Genomic DNA, 16,054 nt, shown 5'->3' on the forward strand with positions numbered 1-16,054 from the left:
AGTGGTCACCGGCGGGCAGTCCGCCGGCCGGTCTAGGGTCGGGGCGTGACTGCAGCTGGGGCCGACCTGACCATCCGGCACCCGGTGGAGCGCTTCCGCCTGGACAACGGCCTGCGGGTCGTCCTGGCGCCCGACCGCAGCGTGCCGGTCGTGGCCGTGACCGTCTTCTACGACGTCGGGATGCGCAACGAGCCCGAGGGCCGCACCGGATTCGCCCACCTCTTCGAGCACCTGATGTTCCAGGGCTCGGCGCACGTCCCGAAGATGGAGCACGCCCGGCTGGTGCAGGCCGCCGGCGGCACCTTCAACGGGTCGACGCACCAGGACTACACGAACTACTACGAGGCGCTGCCGGCCGAGGCGCTGGAGCGCGCGCTGTTCCTCGAGGCCGACCGCATGGCCGCCCCGGCGATCACCGCCGAGAACCTCCGCAACCAGATCGACGTGGTGAAGGAGGAGATCCGGGTCAACGTGCTCAACCGGCCCTACGGCGCCTTTCCCTGGCTGCAGTTGCCGACGGTGGCGTTCGAGAGCTTCGCCAACACCCACGACGGCTACGGCTCGTTCGTCGACCTCGAGTCCTCGACCGTCGACGACGCCGCGGACTTCTTCCACAAGTACTACGCGCCCGGCAACGCGGTGCTGTGCGTCGGCGGGGACCTCGACGTCGCCGAGACCGAGCGGCTGGTGCGCCGCTGGTTCGGCGCGGTCGACGCCCGCGACGTCCCCCCGACGCCGGCCACGGGGGAGGCCTCGCCGACGACCGTCCGCTCCGCCGTCGTCGAGGACCGGCTGGCCCCGGCCCCCGCGGTCGCCCTGGGCTGGCGGGTGCCCGACCCGGTCGGCGACCTCGACACCTACCTCGGCACCGTCCTGCTCGCCGAACTGCTCAGCGAGGGCGACGCGTCCCGCCTGGAGCGCCGGCTGGTGCACGACGACTCGCTCGCCGTCGCCCAGAGCAGCTACGTCGGGCTGTTCGGCGACCCCTTCGACGTCCGCGACGCCACGCTCCTCACCACCCAGGTCCACCACCCGGCCGCGGTGCCCGTCGACGCCGTCGTCGGCGCGGTGCACGAGGAGATCGCGAAGGTGGCAACCCAGGGCGTGGAGGCCGACGAGCTCGCGCGGGTGCAGGCCCGGGCCGAGGCGCAGCTGCTGCGCCAGGCCGACAGCGTGCTCGGCCGCACGCTCGAGTTCGCCGCCGCCGAGCTGGTCCACGGCCGGGCCGAGCTGGCCGGCGAGTTCGCCGCCCGCCTGGCCGCCGTCACACCCGAGCAGGTGCAGGCCGCCGCCCGGGGCCTGGATCCCGGCACGGTCGCCGTCCTCGAGCTGAAGGCCACGGGAGGAAAGCGATGAGTGCGCCGGTGCTCGACCTGGACCTGGTCCCGCCGCTGGGGGAGCCCCGGCCGCAGCCGGACCTCGCGGTGACCGAGCAGACCCTGCCCAACGGGCTGCGCGTCGTCGTCGTCCCACGGCCGGGCGTGCCGCTGGTGGAGCTGCGGCTGCGGGTGCCCTTCGCCGCCGGCACGGCGCGGGCCGCCGCGCAGCACGGCGCCCGGGCCTCGGTGCTCGCCGGTGCCGTCCTGCTCGGCACCGAGCAGCACGACCAGACCGAGATCGCCCAGCTCGTGCAGGCCCACGGCGGCGAGCTGGGGGTCTCCACCGACCCCGACCGGGTGCTGTTCTCCACCACCATCCTCACCGACGGGCTGGCTCCGGTCCTCGGCGTCCTGGCCGAGCTGCTCACCTCGGCCACCTACCCGAACGCCCAGGTGGAGGCCGAGCGGGCCCGCGTGGCCGAACGGATCGCCATCGCCCGCTCGCAGCCCGGCGTCATCGCCCGGATCGCCCTGTCCGAGCGGCGCTACGGCGCGCACCCCTACGCCCTGCAGCTGCCTGCCGCCGAGCAGGTGGCGCTGGTCCGCTCGACCGCGCTGCGCAAGCTGCACCGCGACCGGATCGTCCCGGCCGGCAGCACCCTGGTCCTCGTCGGCGACGTCGACCCGACCGCGGCCGTCGACGCCGCGGGCGCCGCCTTCGCCGGCTGGACCGGCGAGAAGAGCGCCGTCGTCGCGCCGCCGGTCACCGAGCAGCGCCACGGCGACCTGCAGGTGGTCGACCGGCCCGGCGCCGTGCAGTCCAACGTCCGCCTCGGTGGGCCGGCACCGCGCCGCACCGACCCCGACCTGGCCGCCGTCCGGCTGGCCAACATGGTCTACGGCGGGTACTTCTCGTCCCGGCTGGTGGAGAACATCCGCGAGCGGCGCGGCTACACCTACAGCCCGCGCAGCTCCGTGGACCACCTCGCTGCGTCGTCGTCGTTCGTCGTCGAGGCCGACGTCGCCACCGAGGTCACCGGCCCGGCGCTGCTGGAGACGCTCTACGAGCTGGGCAGGATGGCGCTGCTCCCGGTCACGGAGGCCGAGCTCGACGGTGCCCGCCGCTACGTCCTGGGCAGCATGGCGCTGTCCACCGCGACCCACGCCGGCCTGGCCAGCACCCTCTCGGCCCTCATCGGCGCGGGGCTGGAGCCGGGCTGGCTCGCCGAGCACCAGCGCTCGCTGGCCGAGGTCAGCGTCGACAGCGTGCAGGAGGCCGCCCGGCGCTACCTGGCCCCCGACGCGCTGACCGCGGTCGTCGTCGGCGATGCGGCGCAGATCGCCGAGCCGCTGCGGGCCCTCGGCCCCGTGGTGGTCAGCGAGGCGGCGGACGCGCCGGCGGACGACGCGTGACGGTCCCGGACGGCGGCAGCACGCCGGCGGACAACCCGCCGGTCAGTGACTCCTGGGGCGACGACATCCGCGCCACCACCGGCTTCGTGCCGGTCCTCTCCCGCTCCGCGCACGACCGGGCGCACCTGTCCCGGGCGCTGCCCGACCCCACCGGCGGGCGGCCGGTCCGCGTGCTGACCGTCGACCCCCGCGGCGCCGTCCCGGTCCACCGCACGCCGGAGCGCCCGCGCCTGGTGTGGGACGAGCAGCCGGCCCTGCCGATCGGCGCCGTGTACCTGGGCGAGGCCGACGACGTCCCGTACGCGGCCATGCGTGGCGAGCGGGCCCTGACCGTCAACGGCCGCGACGTCGACGGCTGGCACGACCTGCGCGAGCTCGGCGCCGACCTGGACGACCTCGACGCGGGGCTGCTGGCGCAGGCGATCGGCATCCTCGAGTGGCACTCCCGCGCGCGCTTCAGCCCGCTGTCCGGCGCGGCGACCACCATCGAGAAGGCCGGCTGGGTGCAGCGCGACCCGGTCACCGGCGCCGAGCTGTTCCCGCGCACGGACCCCGCCGTGATCATGCTCGTGCACGACGGCGGCGACCGTTGCGTGCTCGGCCGCCAGGCGGTGTGGCCGCCCGGCCGGTTCTCGGTCCTCGCCGGCTTCGTCGAGCCGGGGGAGTCCGCCGAGGGCGCGGTGGCGCGCGAGGTGTTCGAGGAGGTCGGCGTGCACGTGACCGACGTCCGCTACGTCGCCAGCCAGCCGTGGCCGTTCCCGCAGTCGCTGATGCTCGGCTTCATCGCCCGGCTCGACGGCGACGCCACGCTGCGGCTGGACCCGACCGAGATCGAGGAGGCCCGCTGGTTCACCCGCGACGAGCTGCGCAGCGGGGACGGCCCCCGCGTGCTGCCGCCGCCGGTGTCCATCGCGCGCAACATCATCGACCGCTGGGTGGCCGGCGAGATCTAGGCGAAGCGGCCCTGCAGCACCAGCGCGGGATGGTCGGGGGAGTCGGCCAGCACCACGGCGTCGGCCAGGCCCGCCGGGTCGACCTCGTCGTCGTAGCGGTCGTAGGCCGGCAGCTGCCACGCCTCCTCCGCAGGGGTCCGGCGGCGGCGCGCGGCCGGCGCGACCCGCAGGTGGACGACGGCGTCGAAGGCCAGGCCGAGCCCCTGGAGGAAGGCGCCGGCCACCAGCAGCGTCCCGCCGGCGTGCAGCGGCCGGCGCGGCACCCGGGCGGCTCGGTCCCGCTCGAGGTCCCAGAGCACCGGCAGGTACTCCCCGGTGCCACCCGGCCCGAGCGGGGTCAGGACCTCGCGGGCCAGCGCGCCGGCGTCCAGCCAGTCGGTGTAGCGGGCGTCGGGATCGGTGCGGCCGTGCTCGAGGCGCAGGGAGGCCGGCCGGTAGAAGCCCTCGGCGGGCACGACCGCGGCGGGCCGGCCCAGCACGGGGAGGCGATCGGCGACGGCGGTCGCCAGCCGCAGCGGGTCGGCGACGTCGGGACCGTCGACGGCCACCCGCAGGGCGGTCGCGCCCGGTTCCGGCGGGAGCGCGGAGATCAGCGCGGCCAGCCGGTCGGCCAACTCGTCGGGACCGAGGGGAACGGGTGCGGTCAGGAGCGGTCGTCCCCTGCGACGACGGCGCCCGCACGGCTGCGAGCCCGGCGGCTCCCGGCGGCGCGCGGAGCCGGGGGCAGCGGCGCGTCGACCGGAGCGACGGGGCCGGGGGAGGGCGCGACGGTGGTGAGCGGGACCGCCGGGCGCCGGTCCAGCGGCTCGAGGACGGCGCGGGCGAGCTCGTGCACCGGGCGGCCGGTGCTGCGGGCCTGGCCGCGCAGCAGCTCGAACGCCGAACGGGGGGTGGTGCCGTGCCGCTCGGCCAGCACCCCGATGGCCCGCTCGGTGGCCACGCGGGCGGCGAGGGCGTGCTCCAGCTGCGCGACGGTGCGCTCGAGCTCGGCCACCCGGGCGTCCCGGGGGTCGGCCTCGGGCCCGGCGTCGGCCGGCGCGGGCCCGCGCGCGGCCCGGCGGGCGGTCGCGTCCGGCTGGGGGGCGGTGCCGGCCGCCTCCGCCAGCAGATCGGCGAGGGAGAGCCCCTCGAGCAGGTCGTGCACGTCGGCCGCCGCACCGGGGGAGACCACGGACCAGCCGCGGGCGGTGCGCACCACCGTCACCTGGGGGAGGGCGGGAGCCTCCGCGGCGGCGGGGTCCGGGCAGCAGGCGGGAGCCCCAGCAGGGTGCTCGGGCTTGCTCACGTCTCCGACCTCCGAGAGGGACCGGCCGTCACCGGGCGCAGGCCGCCCGGTGCGACCGTCGGACCGATCATGCCCTGTGCTGCGCCGTTGCCGGGAGACCCGGGTGGCGCGGCCGGTCAGGCGCCGGGCAGCTGAGCCAGCTGGGCCTTGACCTGGTCGAGGGTCGGGTTGGTGAGCGCGACGCCGTCGGCGAACACGAGGGTCGGGACCGTCCGGTTCCCGCCGTTGGCGGCCATGACCAGGTCCGCGGCGCCCTCGGTCACCTCGATGTCGACCTCGGCGAACTCGATCCCCTCGCGCTGCATCAGCTTCTTCAACCGGTTGCAGTAGCCACACCAGGTGGTGCTGTACATCGTCACGGCGGCGGTCGCGGCGGTCATCGAGGGGTCCTCCAGGCTGTCGTACGGATCCGGGACGGTTCCGCTGTCCCGACCGGGCAACACCGCCGGTGTGGGGATGCTTCCCCGGACCGTCGGTGCCGACTGGGAGTATCGGGGGGTGAGTGCGGGAGAACGGGGCGGCGAGGCCGTGCTGGCCGGTCTGGACGACGAGCAGCGGGCCGCGGCCTCGGCGGTGAGCGGCCCGGTCTGCATCCTCGCCGGCGCCGGCACGGGCAAGACCCGCACGATCACCCACCGCATCGCCTACGGCGTGCACGTCGGCGCCTTCGCCCCCGAGACGGTGCTGGCCGTCACCTTCACCGCCCGGGCCGCGGGGGAGCTGCGCACCCGGCTGGCGGCCCTCGGCGTGGGCGGCGTGCAGGCGCGCACCTTCCACGCCGCGGCGATGCGCCAGCTGCGCTACTTCGCCCCCCAGGTGCTCGGCGGGCCGATGCCGCCGCTCATCGAGAACAAGCTGCGGGTCGTGGGCAACGCCGCGGCCCGTGCCCGGCTGACCACCGACCGCACCAGCCTGCGCGACCTCGCCAGCGAGATCGAGTGGGCCAAGACCACCCTCGCCACGCCGGAGGACTACCCGGCGCGGGCGAAGGCGGCCGGGCGCGAGCCGCCGTTCGAGGCGGCCGCCGTCGCGCAGGTCTACGCCTCCTACGAGGCGGCCAAGCAGCGTGACGGGGCGCTGGACTTCGAGGACCTCCTGCTGGTCACCGCCTATGCCCTCGAGGAGCACCAGCAGGTCTCCCGGCAGATCCGCACCCAGTACCGGCACTTCGTCGTCGACGAGTACCAGGACGTCAACCCGCTCCAGCAGCGGCTGCTCGACGCCTGGCTCGGCGGCCGGGCCGACGTCTGCGTCGTCGGCGACCCCAACCAGACGATCTACTCCTTCACCGGCGCCGACCCCGACTACCTGCTCGGCTTCGCCGACCGGTATCCCGACGCCGAGGTCGTGAAGCTCGAGCGCGACTACCGCTCCACCCCGCAGGTGGTCGGCCTGGCCAACAAGCTCATCGGCCAGGCCCCCAAGCGCAAGGGCCTTCCCGGGCTGCGGCTGCTGGGCCAGCGCGCCGAGGGCCCGGCGCCGCGGTTCGCCGAGCACCCCGACGAGCCGGCCGAGGCCAAGGCGGTAGCGGCGGCCTGCCGGGAGCTGGTCGACGCCGGCACCCCCGCCGCCGAGATCGCCATCCTGTTCCGGATCAACGCGCAGTCCGAGGTGTACGAGAACGCGCTGACCGACGTCGGCGTCCCGTACGTCCTCAAGGGCGGGGAGCGCTTCTTCGAGCGGCCCGAGGTCCGCGAGGCGCTGCTGCTGCTCCGGGGCGCCGCGGCCGGCGGGAGCGAGCCGGGCGCCCTGGTGCCCACGGTGCGCGACGTCCTGGCCTCCACCGGCTGGGTCGAGCACCGGCCCCCGGCCGGTGGCGCCGCGCGAGACCGCTGGCAGTCGCTGTCCGCCCTCGTCGACCTCGCCGTCGACCTGGTCGCCGAGAACCCCGCCCTCGACCTGCCCGGTTTCGTCGGGCACCTCGCGCAGCGGGCCGACGCCCAGCACGCGCCGACGGTGCAGGGCGTCACGCTCGCCTCGATGCACGCGGCCAAGGGGCTGGAATGGGACGCGGTCTTCGTCGTCGGCCTGGTCGACGGCGTGCTCCCCATCTCGCAGTCGCTGTCCCGTCCCGACGCCGTCGAGGAGGAGCGCCGGCTGCTGTACGTCGCCGTCACCCGCGCGCGCGAGCAGCTCACCCTCTCCTGGTCGCTGGCCCGCAACCCCGGCGCGCGGCGCAACCGGCCGCGCAGCCGGTTCCTCGACGGGCTGGCACCGGACTCCGCCGCGGCGGTGCCGGCGCGGAAGCCGAAGAAGGCCAAGGTCGTGCTCGACGGCGAGGCCGGGGAGCTGTTCGAGCGGCTGCGCGCCTGGCGCAGCTCCGCGGCCCAGGCGGCCTCCGTGCCCGCCTACGTCGTCTTCAACGACTCCACCCTGCAGGCGATCGCCGAGACCCGGCCCTCGACGCTGCGCGAGCTGGGCGGCCTCCCCGGCATCGGCGCCAAGAAGCTGGAGCTCTACGGCGAGGACGTGCTGGCGACCGTCAGCGAGTGACCGTCGACACACCGTCTCGACATGGCGGCGGTCGGCACGCTCGTCCCGCGTCCGGAGGACGCGCCCGTTAATTGCGTTGACCCCCTTCCGCGGCGCCCCCTACTGTCCTGATCGCGCCCGGGGAGAAACCTCGGGCCGCACCAGCTCCGGTGCCGCCGACCACGGCTGCACCGCGTCCCCGGGAGGAGGGGTGCCACAGATGATCGACATGACCTGGACGGCCACCCCGGCTCCGAACGCCTGGGCTCCCGCTGCGTGCCCGGCCGGCCTCAGCGCCTTCGCGGCTGTCGCGACGGCTGCGGCTGTCGCCCCGGCTCCGATCGACGGGACCCGTGTGCCCGCCGTCCGCCTGCGCGCCCTCATGGGCGGCATGCCGTTCGGCACCGGCACCGATGAGCTCCACGTCGTGCAGCAGTCCACCAAGAACGACCCCATCCTCGGGCTCCAGTCCCCGGGCAGGCCGCTGAGCTAGCGCTCACCGGACCTCCTCGAGGCCGCGGAACCCGAACCCCGGGATCCGCGGCCTTCGTCATTCCTGCGGCACCCGGCCCGAACTCCCGGTCGGCGACAACGCCGGCCGCAGACGACGAGTACGAGGAGAGCGGCAGTGCAGTCGACCCTGACCCGCCCGGTGTCCCACCGCCGTCCCGGACCACCCCGGACCGGCAGCGCCACCCCCCGCCGACCGCAGGCGCCTGCCGCGCCCGCGCCGGTGCGGCGTCCGCTGCCGTGCCGCGAGGAGGACAGCGACCTGTGGTTCGCCGAGCGGCCCGAGCAGCTCGAGATGGCGAAGGCCCTCTGCGCCGAGTGCCCGGTGCGCGACGCGTGCCTGGCCGGTGCGCTCTCGCGCGCCGAACCGTGGGGCGTGTGGGGCGGCGAGATCTTCGAGCGCGGCACCGTCATCGCCCGCAAGCGGCCGCGGGGACGTCCCCGCAAGGTCGTCGCGGCGTGACCGACACCAGCAGACCACCACTGCGACCGACCCTCTCCCGGGCGGTCGCCCTCCGGAACGAGGCCATCCAGATGTACGGATACGAGTACGAACTGGCCTGCCACCGGCTCGCCGAGCTGCGCGTGCAGGCCGACGAGGCCACGCGGATGCGCCGGCTGCTCGCCGCGCGCCGCTGGGCCCGCCGGGCCGAGTACGCGCGACAGCGCGCCGCTCGGGCCAGCGCCGCCGTCCGATGACGGCAACGGTGACCGGATGCCGCCCGACGACCCGTCGAGCGGCATCCGGCCGCCGGATAACCTGACGCCCGTGCCTGCCTTCGGCCCCGTCCTCACGGCGATCGTCACCCCGTTCGACGACGACGGGAACGTCGACGAGGAGGCCTTCGTCGCCCTCCACCGGCACGTCTGCGCCACCGGCTCGGACGGCGTCGTGGTGGCCGGCAGCACCGGGGAGGCGGCGACGCTCAGCGACACCGAGCACCTGCGGGTCATCGAGCTCGCCGTCCGCGAGAAGCCGGCGGGCACCCAGGTCATCGCGGGCACGGGGTCCAACGACACCCGGCACGCCTGCGAGCTGACCGCCCGGGCCACGGAGCTCGGCGTGGACGGTGTCCTGTCCGTGACGCCGTACTACAACAAGCCCAACCGCCGGGGCCTGCTCGCGCACTACGCCGAGGTGGCCCGGAGCACCGACAAGCCGGTGCTCCTCTACAACATCCCGTCGCGGTCGGTCATCGACGTCCCCAACGACCTGCTCGCGGAGATCGCCCAGAGCGCCGGGAACATCGTCGGCGTCAAGCAGGCCAACGACGACAACCTGGCGCCGATCGAGGGACTGGACCTCTACGCGGGCAACGACGACTCCTTCGCCCGGGCCCTCGACGCCGGCGCGGTCGGCGGCATCCTCGTGGCCAGTCACCTCTTCGGCCCCCAGATGCGCCGGATGGTCACCGAGCCCGAGCACCGGGCCGAGATCGACGCCTCCCTGCGCGACGTCCACGCGGCCCTCGGCGTGACCACCAACCCGATCGGCGTCAAGCGCGCGCTGAGCCTGCTGGGCCACTGCTCCGCGCGCCTGCGGCTGCCGCTGGTCGAGGCCGACGAGCAGGAGACGGCCGTCGTCCGGGAGATGCTCGAGCGCCACGGCCTGCTGGCGACCGCCCCCGTCTGACGGGGCGGGTCAGCCGGTGAAGCCGGGGAGCCACTCCTCGAGGACGCCACGGAAGTCCCCGGCCGAGTCCAGCTGGCAGAGCACGCCGATGGACCCGATCGTCACCCGGTGGATGAGCAGATAGGCCGGGGGCAGGTTGAGCAGCCGGCCGAGCCGGCTCGCCTCGTTGCGCGGGTCGGCGATGCGCGCCGCCTGCTCCTGCATCCAGGCGCGGGTGAAGTGGAAGGAGTGGGACTCGATCGGCGCCAGCAGCGGCGTCAGGTACCGGAGCACCGCGTCGGCGTCCACCTCGACCCCGGCCCGCACGAACCCCTCGGCCCGCAGGTCGACCAGCACGTCCTCCGCCCGGCCGTCCAGCGCCCAGCGCAGCAGCCGCCCGATCGGCTCGGGGTGGCCGTCGGGCAGCCGCGCGGTGGCCCCGAAGTCGATGACGCCGAGCCGGCCGTCGCTGGTGAGCCGGAAGTTCCCGGGATGCGGATCGGCGTGCAGCAGGCCCGCCCGCTGGGGACCGGAGAAGTGCAGCTGGGCCATCAGCAGGCCGGCGCGATCCCGCTGTTCCCGCGAGCCGTCGGCGATGATCCGCGACAGCGGGATCCCGTCGAGCCACTCCGAGACGATCACCTTCGGCGCGCTCGCGACCACCCGGGGGACGACGATCTCGGGGTCATCGACGTAGGCGGCCGAGAACTGCCGCTGGGCGTCTGCCTCCAGCCCGTAGTCCAGCTCCTCGATCACCCGCGCCTTGAGCTCGGCGATCAGCGGCTTCACGTCCATGCCGGGGAAGAGCGCGGCGAACACGCGGGCGAAGCGGGCCAGCTGGTTGAGGTCGGCCATGAGAGCGGTCGCGGCGCCCGGGTACTGGATCTTGACCGCGACGTCGCGGCCGTCGCGCCAGGTCGCGCGGTGCACCTGGCCGATGCTGGCCGCGGCCGCGGGCTGGTCGTCGAAGTGCCGGAACCGCTCGCGCCACTTCCCGCCGAGCTGCTGGGCGAGCACCGCGTGGACGGTGCGCACCGGCATCGGCGGCGCCTCCTCCTGCAGCTTGACCAGCGCCTCGCGGTAGGGGGCGGCGACCTCCTCGGGCACCGCGGCCTCGAACACCGACAGCGTCTGGCCGAGCTTCATGGCCCCGCCCTTGAGCTGACCGAGCACCGCGAACAGCTGCTCGGCGGTGCGCTGCTGCAGCTCGGCCGAGACGGCGTCGGCGGACTGGCCGGACAGCCGCTTGCCCAGGCCGAGGGTGGCTCGCCCGGCGGCGCCGAGGGGCAGGGAGGCCAGGCGCGCCGTGCGGGACACCGAGCCCTTGGGGATCGGCCGCTCGCTGTCGGGCACGTGTCCTCCTCGCTGGAGCTGGCGCTGGTCGGTCACGGCGACGGCAGGTCGCCCGGGAGCCCGTTCCGGGCGTGCTGCGACCATTGTCCCCGTCCGCGCTCCGCGTCGCCGGGCGTGGGGGGCCGCGGGTCCTCCACCGTGGGTCTGCCGGGCGGGCCCGGCGCATCGAGGCAGCCGCACTCGGGGTGGACGGGCCACGGGCGGCGGGCCGGCAGGAGTGCCGGCCAGGTCAGCTCCACCGTCGCCTCCAGCGTCGTGGGGGCGCCGCTGCCGTCGAGGTAGGCGAGCACCTGCTGGGCGGCGGTCACGGCGGTGAGCAGGCAGACGACCGTGGAGCCGCTGGGGACGGCCTCGCCGGCGGTCAGCTGCGCGGCGAGCGCCGGCCAGGTCGGATCGGCGTCGCGCCGGTGCAGGTCGGCGCAGCCGAGGCAGCTCGTCCGCCCCGGGACGACCAGGGGACCGACGATCCCGGTCTCCCCGCGGACGGCGGCGACCAGGTGCGCCGTCCCGGCCCGCTGCCAGCCGGCCGCCAACGGGTCGGCGGCCGACCACGGCCGGGCCAGGACGACGAGGTCGGGCGCCACCCCCTCCGGGAGCGGTCGCACGTCGGCAAGCGGGCTGGCCCGGCGGACGGCGTCGGCGGCGGCCAGGGCGCGGGGGCGACCCTCGTCGTCGGCGGAGAGGCCACCGACCACGGCGTCGGCCGCCAGCACCTGGCCGCGGTCGCGGACGCTGACCCGGCCCACCCCGCTGCCGGCGAGCACCGCGGCCAGCGGGACGCCGACCCGAGTGGCGCCCTCGACGACCACCGTGGCCTGGCGCCGGGCGGCCCAGCGCGCTCTCCCCGGGGAGGTGCCGCGCATCGCGGGGAGCTCGGTCGCCGTCCGGGCCGCGGCGGCCGGACCGGCGTCCGACGCGAGCAGGTCCGCGGGCTCGAGGTCGACCAGGAGGCCGGTGGCGCGCAGGCCCTCGAGCAGGCCGGCGACCGCGGCCGGGTCGAGGCCGGCCGAGACCGCGTCGGCGAGGACCGACCGCTGCGGGCGCCGGCCGTCCAGGCCGCGCAGCAGGGTGGTCACCTCCGCGGCTCCGGGACGCACGACCACCCCGTCGCCGGTGTCCACGCCCCCGACCTGCACGGCGCCGGCGGTGCGGCGCAGCAGGGGAGTGGCCGGGGGCAGCAGCGGGTGGGCGGAGTCGGACACGCCGGGCAGCCTGACACCGCGGAGCGGCCGGCGCGGGCGTCGTCCACAGGCCCGGGCGGAGACGCCGACGGCGGCGCCCCCCCCCCCCCCGAGGGGTACGCCGCCGCCGAATGGCCCGTCCGGTGCGGACGGGGTGCGGGCTCAGGCCTTGCCGAGGATCCGGTTCATCTTGGTGCCGCAGACCGGGCAGGTGCCCTGGGCCATCCGGCGGCCGGACTCGCTGACCTTGACCTCGCCGTCGAAGTCGCGCTTCTCCTTGCACTTCACGCAGTAGCCGTTGTAGCTCTCCGCCACGGTGCTCCTCCTCCTGCTGTGCTCTTCCGGCACCCGGTCCGGGGCGCCGCTGGGCAGGAACGCTACCTGCCCGCCCCGTCCCGCCCGGGCGACGGCGCTGCGATCGGGCCGCGGGCCGGGGGCCGACTCCCCACAGGCTGTGGACGACGCTGTGGAGGAACTGGGGAGTCCGTGGCGTGTCGCTGTGGGTGGCCTCGGGACAGCCGGTCCCGGCTCCGGCCCGCACGGCCCGACATGGCCGCCACGACCTGCGGCAACACCGCTGACGGGGCTGTGGAGACCGGAGATCACAGCACGTCCCCAGGTCGGGTGCACTGTCGTGTCCACCGTCCGTGCGCACCTGCACCCGAGTGGGTGTCGCCGTGCGGCGTCGTCCCATCTGCGTGACTACGGTGCACCTCGTGCCCGGAAGGACTCCAGACACCCCGAACAGCCCCCGACCGGTGGAACGACCGCCGAGCGACCGGGCGCGCTCCGCCCTGCCCGGGAGCGGGTCGGAACTGGCCGGGTCGGCGATGGGGCCGATCGAGGTGCGCCGCAGCACCCGGCGCCGCCGCACGGTCACGGCCTACCGCGAGTCCGGTCGCACCGTGGTGCTCATCCCGGCGGCGTTCACGCCGGCCGAGGAGCGCCGCTGGGTGGCCCAGATGGTGGCCAAGCTGCAGACGCGCGAGGAGCGCCGCCGACGCTCCCTCGGCGCCGACGACGAGCTCGTGGCACGTGCCCGTGCGCTGTCGGCGGCGCACCTGGACGGCGTCCCGCAGCCGAGCAGCGTGCGGTGGGTGGACAACCAGCAGCGCCGGTGGGGGTCCTGCACGCCGTCCGACGGCAGCATCCGCCTCTCCAGCCGGCTGCGCGGGATGCCGGAGTACGTCGTCGACTACGTGCTGGTGCACGAGCTCGCGCACCTGATCGAGCCCAGCCACGACCAGCGGTTCTGGACGCTGGTCGCCCGCTACCCGCGGGCGGAGCGGGCCCGCGGCTTCCTCGAGGGCGTCGAGCTGGCCCGCCAGGACGCGGGAGCCGCCCCGGCGGAGGACGACGACCTCGTCCTCTAGGCCTCGTCGGCGCCGCCGTCCCCGGTGAGACCGCGCAGCTCGTCGTCCATGGTGGTGCCCTGGCGGGCGACGAAGTCCAGCGGCTCGTCGAGGTCTTCCGACGTCGGCAGCAGGTCGGGGTGGGACCAGAGGCGGTCGCGCTCGGCGGTGCCGTGCTGCTGGGCCATCGCCCCCCACACGGTGGCCGCGTCGCGCAGGCGACGGGGCCGCAGCTGCAGGCCGACGAGGGTGGCGAAGGTCTGCTCGGCCGGACCGCCGGAGGCGCGGCGGCGGCGCATGGTCTCGGCCAGCGCCCCGTGCCCGGGGAGCCGGTCGCCGGCGGCGGCGGCCACGACGGCGTCCACCCAGCCCTCCACGAGCGCGAGCAGCGTCTCCAGCCGGCGCAGCGCCATCTGCTGCTCCGGGGTCTCCTCCGGCTCGAGCATGGGCAGCAGCCGCTGCAGGCTCTCGGGGTCGTTCGGGTCGATGCCGCCGGAGCCCATGGCCTCGGTGATGCCCCGCTCGATGGCCTCGGGGTCGACGGTGATGCCGCGGGCGTAGGCGTGGACGGCGTCGTGCAGCTGCTGGCGCAGCCACGGCACGTGCGCGAACAGGCGCAGGGAGGCGGCCTCGCGGAGGGCGAGGAAGAGCCGGACCTCGTCGGCCGGCCGGTCGAGACCGGCGGCGAACTCCGCGACGTTCTGCGGCACCAGCACGGCGGCGCCGGCCGGGGCGACCGGGAGCCCGACCTCGGTGCCGGTGAGGATCTCGCCGGCGAGCCGGCCGAAGGCCTGGCCGACCTGGGCGCCGAACATCAGGCCGCCCATCTGGCCCATCATCCCGCCGAGGGGCCCCGCCATGGCCATGGCGTCGGCGGGCAAGGCGCCGGTCATGGCCGCGACCACGCGCTCGGCGAGCGGGTCGATGAGCGTGGCCCACTGCGGCAGCGTCTGCTCCACCCACTCGACGCGCGACCAGGCGAGGGTGCGCTCGACGCCGGAGGGCAGGTCGGTGACCTGGTCCAGCCACAGGTCGGCCAGGCGCAGCGACTCGGCGATCGCGGTGCGTTCACCGTCGGAGACGGGCTGGGTGCCCACGGCCAGCGCGCTGATCGCGCCCTGGCGGGCGAGGTCCCAGTTGACCGGCCCGCCGGACCAGTTCATGAGCTTCTGCAGCTCGGCGAACAGCGGCATCTTGGCGAGGAACTCCTGCGGGGTGCCCGCGCCGGCGCCGGCGCCGCCGAACAGCGCGCCGAGCCCGAACGGGTCGTTGCCGGCTCCGCCCTGGTCACGACGCTCGGGGTCGGGGTCCGGGAGGCCGAAGCCGAACGGCACGTCACTCATGGCTCCACGGTAGTCGCGGTGATCTCCCCGCGACCTCGTCGAACGGTGCCGGGCCTACGCCGACAGCGGAGCGGCCTAAGCTCGCCGCTCGTGACCCGTCGGATCGCCGTGCTCGGAACCGGCGTGGTGCTGCTCATGGTCCTCGGCGTCCTGGGTGCGGTGATCCCGGTGCCCTACGTCGCGCAGGTCCCCGGGCCCACGCTCAACACCCTCGGCGAGGTCGACGGCGAGCCGGTCATCGCCATCGAGGGCCGCGAGCGCAACGACGTGAGCGGCAACCTCAACCTCACGACCGTCGGCGTGAGCCGTCCCGGTCTGAGCCTGGTCGAGGCGGTGCAGGGCTGGTTCGACGACGAGGTCAGCGTCGTCCCGCAGGAGGTCGTCTACCCGTCCGACCGGAGCCGGGAGGAGACGCAGCGGGCCAACCGCGAGGCCTTCCTCAGCTCCGAGGAACGAGCCGAAGCAGCGGCGCTGAGCCGGCTGGGCTACCCGGTGAAGCTCGTCGTCCGCGGGCTCTCCGGCGAGGACTCGCCGTCGGACGGGCTGCTCGAGGAGAACGACGCGATCGAGTCCGTCGACGGGCAGCCCACGCCGGACCAGGACGCGCTGACCGAGGCGCTGGCCGCCGTCGAGCCCGGCGATACCGTCACCGTGGGCTACACCCGGCTCGGGCAGCCGGGCACCGCGGAGATCACCACCGGCGAGACCGAGGACGGCGACGCGCTGCTGGGCGTGCTGGTCGCCGACCGGCCCTCGGCCCCGTTCGACGTCGACATCCAGGTGGCCGACGTCGGCGGCCCCTCGGCCGGCCTCATGCTCACGCTCGGCATCCTCGACCTGGTCGGCGACACCGACCTGACCGAGGGCGCGGTGATCGCCGGCACCGGGACCATCACCGCCGACGGCACGGTCGGTCCCATCGGCGGGATCCAGCTGAAGATGGTGCGCGCCCACGAGATCGGCGCCGAGATGTTCCTCGTCCCCGCGGACAACTGCGACGAGGCCCTCGACGCCCCGCAGCCGGGCCTCGTGCTGGCGCGGGTGGCGGATCTGGACGACGCGCTCGACGCCCTCGCCGACCACCGCGCCGGCCGGGAGCCCGAGCTGTGCTGACCGTGCGACCCCTGTCCGCCGTCCTCCTGTGCCCCGGCTCGGGGGAAGCTGGGACCTGGCGGGGAACCCCGGGCGGGCCCGTGCGTTGTCCTGGGTTGACCGGGCCGTCGCCGGTTCCGTCCCGGAGCCGCTGCGACCGCCCGCGGTC

The 16,054-nt window shown here is 75.6% G+C and carries 17 protein-coding genes; 10 read left to right on the forward strand and 7 right to left on the reverse strand.

Annotated features, from left to right (window positions below; genetic code table 11):
• The first annotated feature begins 45 nt into the window (after window positions 1-45).
• From N555_RS0116935 to nudC, 3 genes are read left to right on the forward strand one after another with little or no spacing between them, the layout of a single operon-like run.
• Entirely contained in the window at window positions 46-1,356 is a 1,311-nt protein-coding gene (locus N555_RS0116935; protein ID WP_029432687.1) for a M16 family metallopeptidase, read from the forward strand.
• Window positions 1,353-2,732 carry a M16 family metallopeptidase gene (locus tag N555_RS0116940; protein ID WP_029432688.1) on the forward strand — a complete coding sequence of 460 codons (1,380 nt, stop codon included), beginning with the start codon at window positions 1,353-1,355 and terminating at the stop codon, window positions 2,730-2,732. Before N555_RS0116935 ends, N555_RS0116940 begins: the two co-directional genes overlap by 4 nt.
• Complete coding sequence (nudC, locus tag N555_RS0116945; protein WP_051684179.1) at window positions 2,729-3,685, forward strand: NAD(+) diphosphatase; 957 nt, start codon at window positions 2,729-2,731, stop codon at window positions 3,683-3,685. The genes N555_RS0116940 and nudC overlap by 4 nt, the downstream gene beginning before the upstream one ends.
• Here the strand turns inward: nudC and N555_RS0116950 are convergent.
• The 3 genes from N555_RS0116950 to N555_RS0116960 all read right to left on the reverse strand — a co-directional run bounded on the left by N555_RS0116950 (window position 3,682) and on the right by N555_RS0116960 (window position 5,350).
• Window positions 3,682-4,299, reverse strand: a complete 618-nt coding sequence (locus N555_RS0116950; protein WP_231502905.1) for a nucleoside/nucleotide kinase family protein — start codon at window positions 4,297-4,299, stop codon at window positions 3,682-3,684. The genes nudC and N555_RS0116950 overlap by 4 nt on opposite strands.
• A gap of 29 nt (window positions 4,300-4,328) precedes the next feature.
• Window positions 4,329-4,970 (reverse strand): ANTAR domain-containing protein, encoded by a 642-nt coding sequence (locus tag N555_RS26985; protein WP_051684180.1) that lies wholly within the window; start codon window positions 4,968-4,970, stop codon window positions 4,329-4,331.
• Window positions 4,971-5,086: 116 nt separating this feature from the next.
• A complete protein-coding gene (locus tag N555_RS0116960) occupies window positions 5,087-5,350 on the reverse strand; it encodes a mycoredoxin (RefSeq protein WP_029432692.1) in 264 nt (87 codons plus the stop codon).
• 118 nt (window positions 5,351-5,468) lie between these two features.
• Here N555_RS0116960 and N555_RS0116965 point away from each other — a divergent pair, with 118 nt between their 5' ends.
• The 5 genes from N555_RS0116965 (at window position 5,469) to dapA (ending at window position 9,585) form a co-directional block, all read left to right on the forward strand.
• Window positions 5,469-7,463: an ATP-dependent helicase gene (locus N555_RS0116965; RefSeq protein WP_029432693.1), complete on the forward strand. Its 1,995-nt coding sequence runs from the start codon at window positions 5,469-5,471 to the stop codon at window positions 7,461-7,463.
• Between the two features lie 199 nt (window positions 7,464-7,662).
• The gene (locus N555_RS0116970) at window positions 7,663-7,935 is read left to right on the forward strand and encodes a hypothetical protein (protein WP_029432694.1); all 273 of its coding nucleotides are present in this window, start codon (window positions 7,663-7,665) and stop codon (window positions 7,933-7,935) included.
• 135 nt (window positions 7,936-8,070) lie between these two features.
• Complete coding sequence (locus tag N555_RS0116975; protein ID WP_029432695.1) at window positions 8,071-8,415, forward strand: WhiB family transcriptional regulator; 345 nt, start codon at window positions 8,071-8,073, stop codon at window positions 8,413-8,415.
• On the forward strand, window positions 8,412-8,651 hold the full coding sequence (locus N555_RS26135; protein ID WP_034511218.1) for a hypothetical protein: 240 nt from the start codon (window positions 8,412-8,414) through the stop codon (window positions 8,649-8,651). The genes N555_RS0116975 and N555_RS26135 overlap by 4 nt, the downstream gene beginning before the upstream one ends.
• Window positions 8,652-8,721: 70 nt before the next feature.
• Window positions 8,722-9,585 carry a 4-hydroxy-tetrahydrodipicolinate synthase gene (gene dapA / locus N555_RS0116985; RefSeq protein WP_034511329.1) on the forward strand — a complete coding sequence of 288 codons (864 nt, stop codon included), beginning with the start codon at window positions 8,722-8,724 and terminating at the stop codon, window positions 9,583-9,585.
• Window positions 9,586-9,594: 9 nt separating this feature from the next.
• On the opposite strand, the gene N555_RS0116990 is transcribed toward dapA, so the two are convergent.
• From N555_RS0116990 to N555_RS28415, 3 genes are all read right to left on the reverse strand, one after another.
• On the reverse strand, window positions 9,595-10,917 hold the full coding sequence (locus N555_RS0116990) for an ABC1 kinase family protein (protein WP_029432697.1): 1,323 nt from the start codon (window positions 10,915-10,917) through the stop codon (window positions 9,595-9,597).
• 32 nt (window positions 10,918-10,949) lie between these two features.
• Window positions 10,950-12,119 carry a ThiF family adenylyltransferase gene (locus N555_RS0116995; protein WP_081866307.1) on the reverse strand — a complete coding sequence of 390 codons (1,170 nt, stop codon included), beginning with the start codon at window positions 12,117-12,119 and terminating at the stop codon, window positions 10,950-10,952.
• A gap of 141 nt (window positions 12,120-12,260) precedes the next feature.
• Window positions 12,261-12,413 (reverse strand): DUF5679 domain-containing protein, encoded by a 153-nt coding sequence (locus N555_RS28415; protein WP_012950213.1) that lies wholly within the window; start codon window positions 12,411-12,413, stop codon window positions 12,261-12,263.
• A gap of 443 nt (window positions 12,414-12,856) precedes the next feature.
• Between N555_RS28415 and N555_RS26140 the strand changes: the two genes are divergently transcribed.
• Window positions 12,857-13,471, forward strand: coding sequence for a M48 metallopeptidase family protein (locus N555_RS26140; RefSeq protein WP_231502907.1), 615 nt, complete (start codon window positions 12,857-12,859; stop codon window positions 13,469-13,471).
• On the opposite strand, the gene N555_RS0117010 is transcribed toward N555_RS26140, so the two are convergent.
• Window positions 13,468-14,793: a zinc-dependent metalloprotease gene (locus N555_RS0117010; protein WP_029432700.1), complete on the reverse strand. Its 1,326-nt coding sequence runs from the start codon at window positions 14,791-14,793 to the stop codon at window positions 13,468-13,470. The genes N555_RS26140 and N555_RS0117010 overlap by 4 nt on opposite strands.
• 90 nt (window positions 14,794-14,883) lie before the next feature.
• Here N555_RS0117010 and N555_RS0117015 point away from each other — a divergent pair, with 90 nt between their 5' ends.
• Window positions 14,884-15,906, forward strand: coding sequence for a YlbL family protein (locus N555_RS0117015; protein ID WP_197029054.1), 1,023 nt, complete (start codon window positions 14,884-14,886; stop codon window positions 15,904-15,906).
• The last annotated feature ends 148 nt before the right edge of the window (window positions 15,907-16,054 follow it).

Origin of the sequence: Blastococcus sp. URHD0036, assembly GCF_000701365.1 — a bacterium.
Classification (GTDB): Bacteria; Actinomycetota; Actinomycetes; order Mycobacteriales; family Geodermatophilaceae; genus Trujillonella.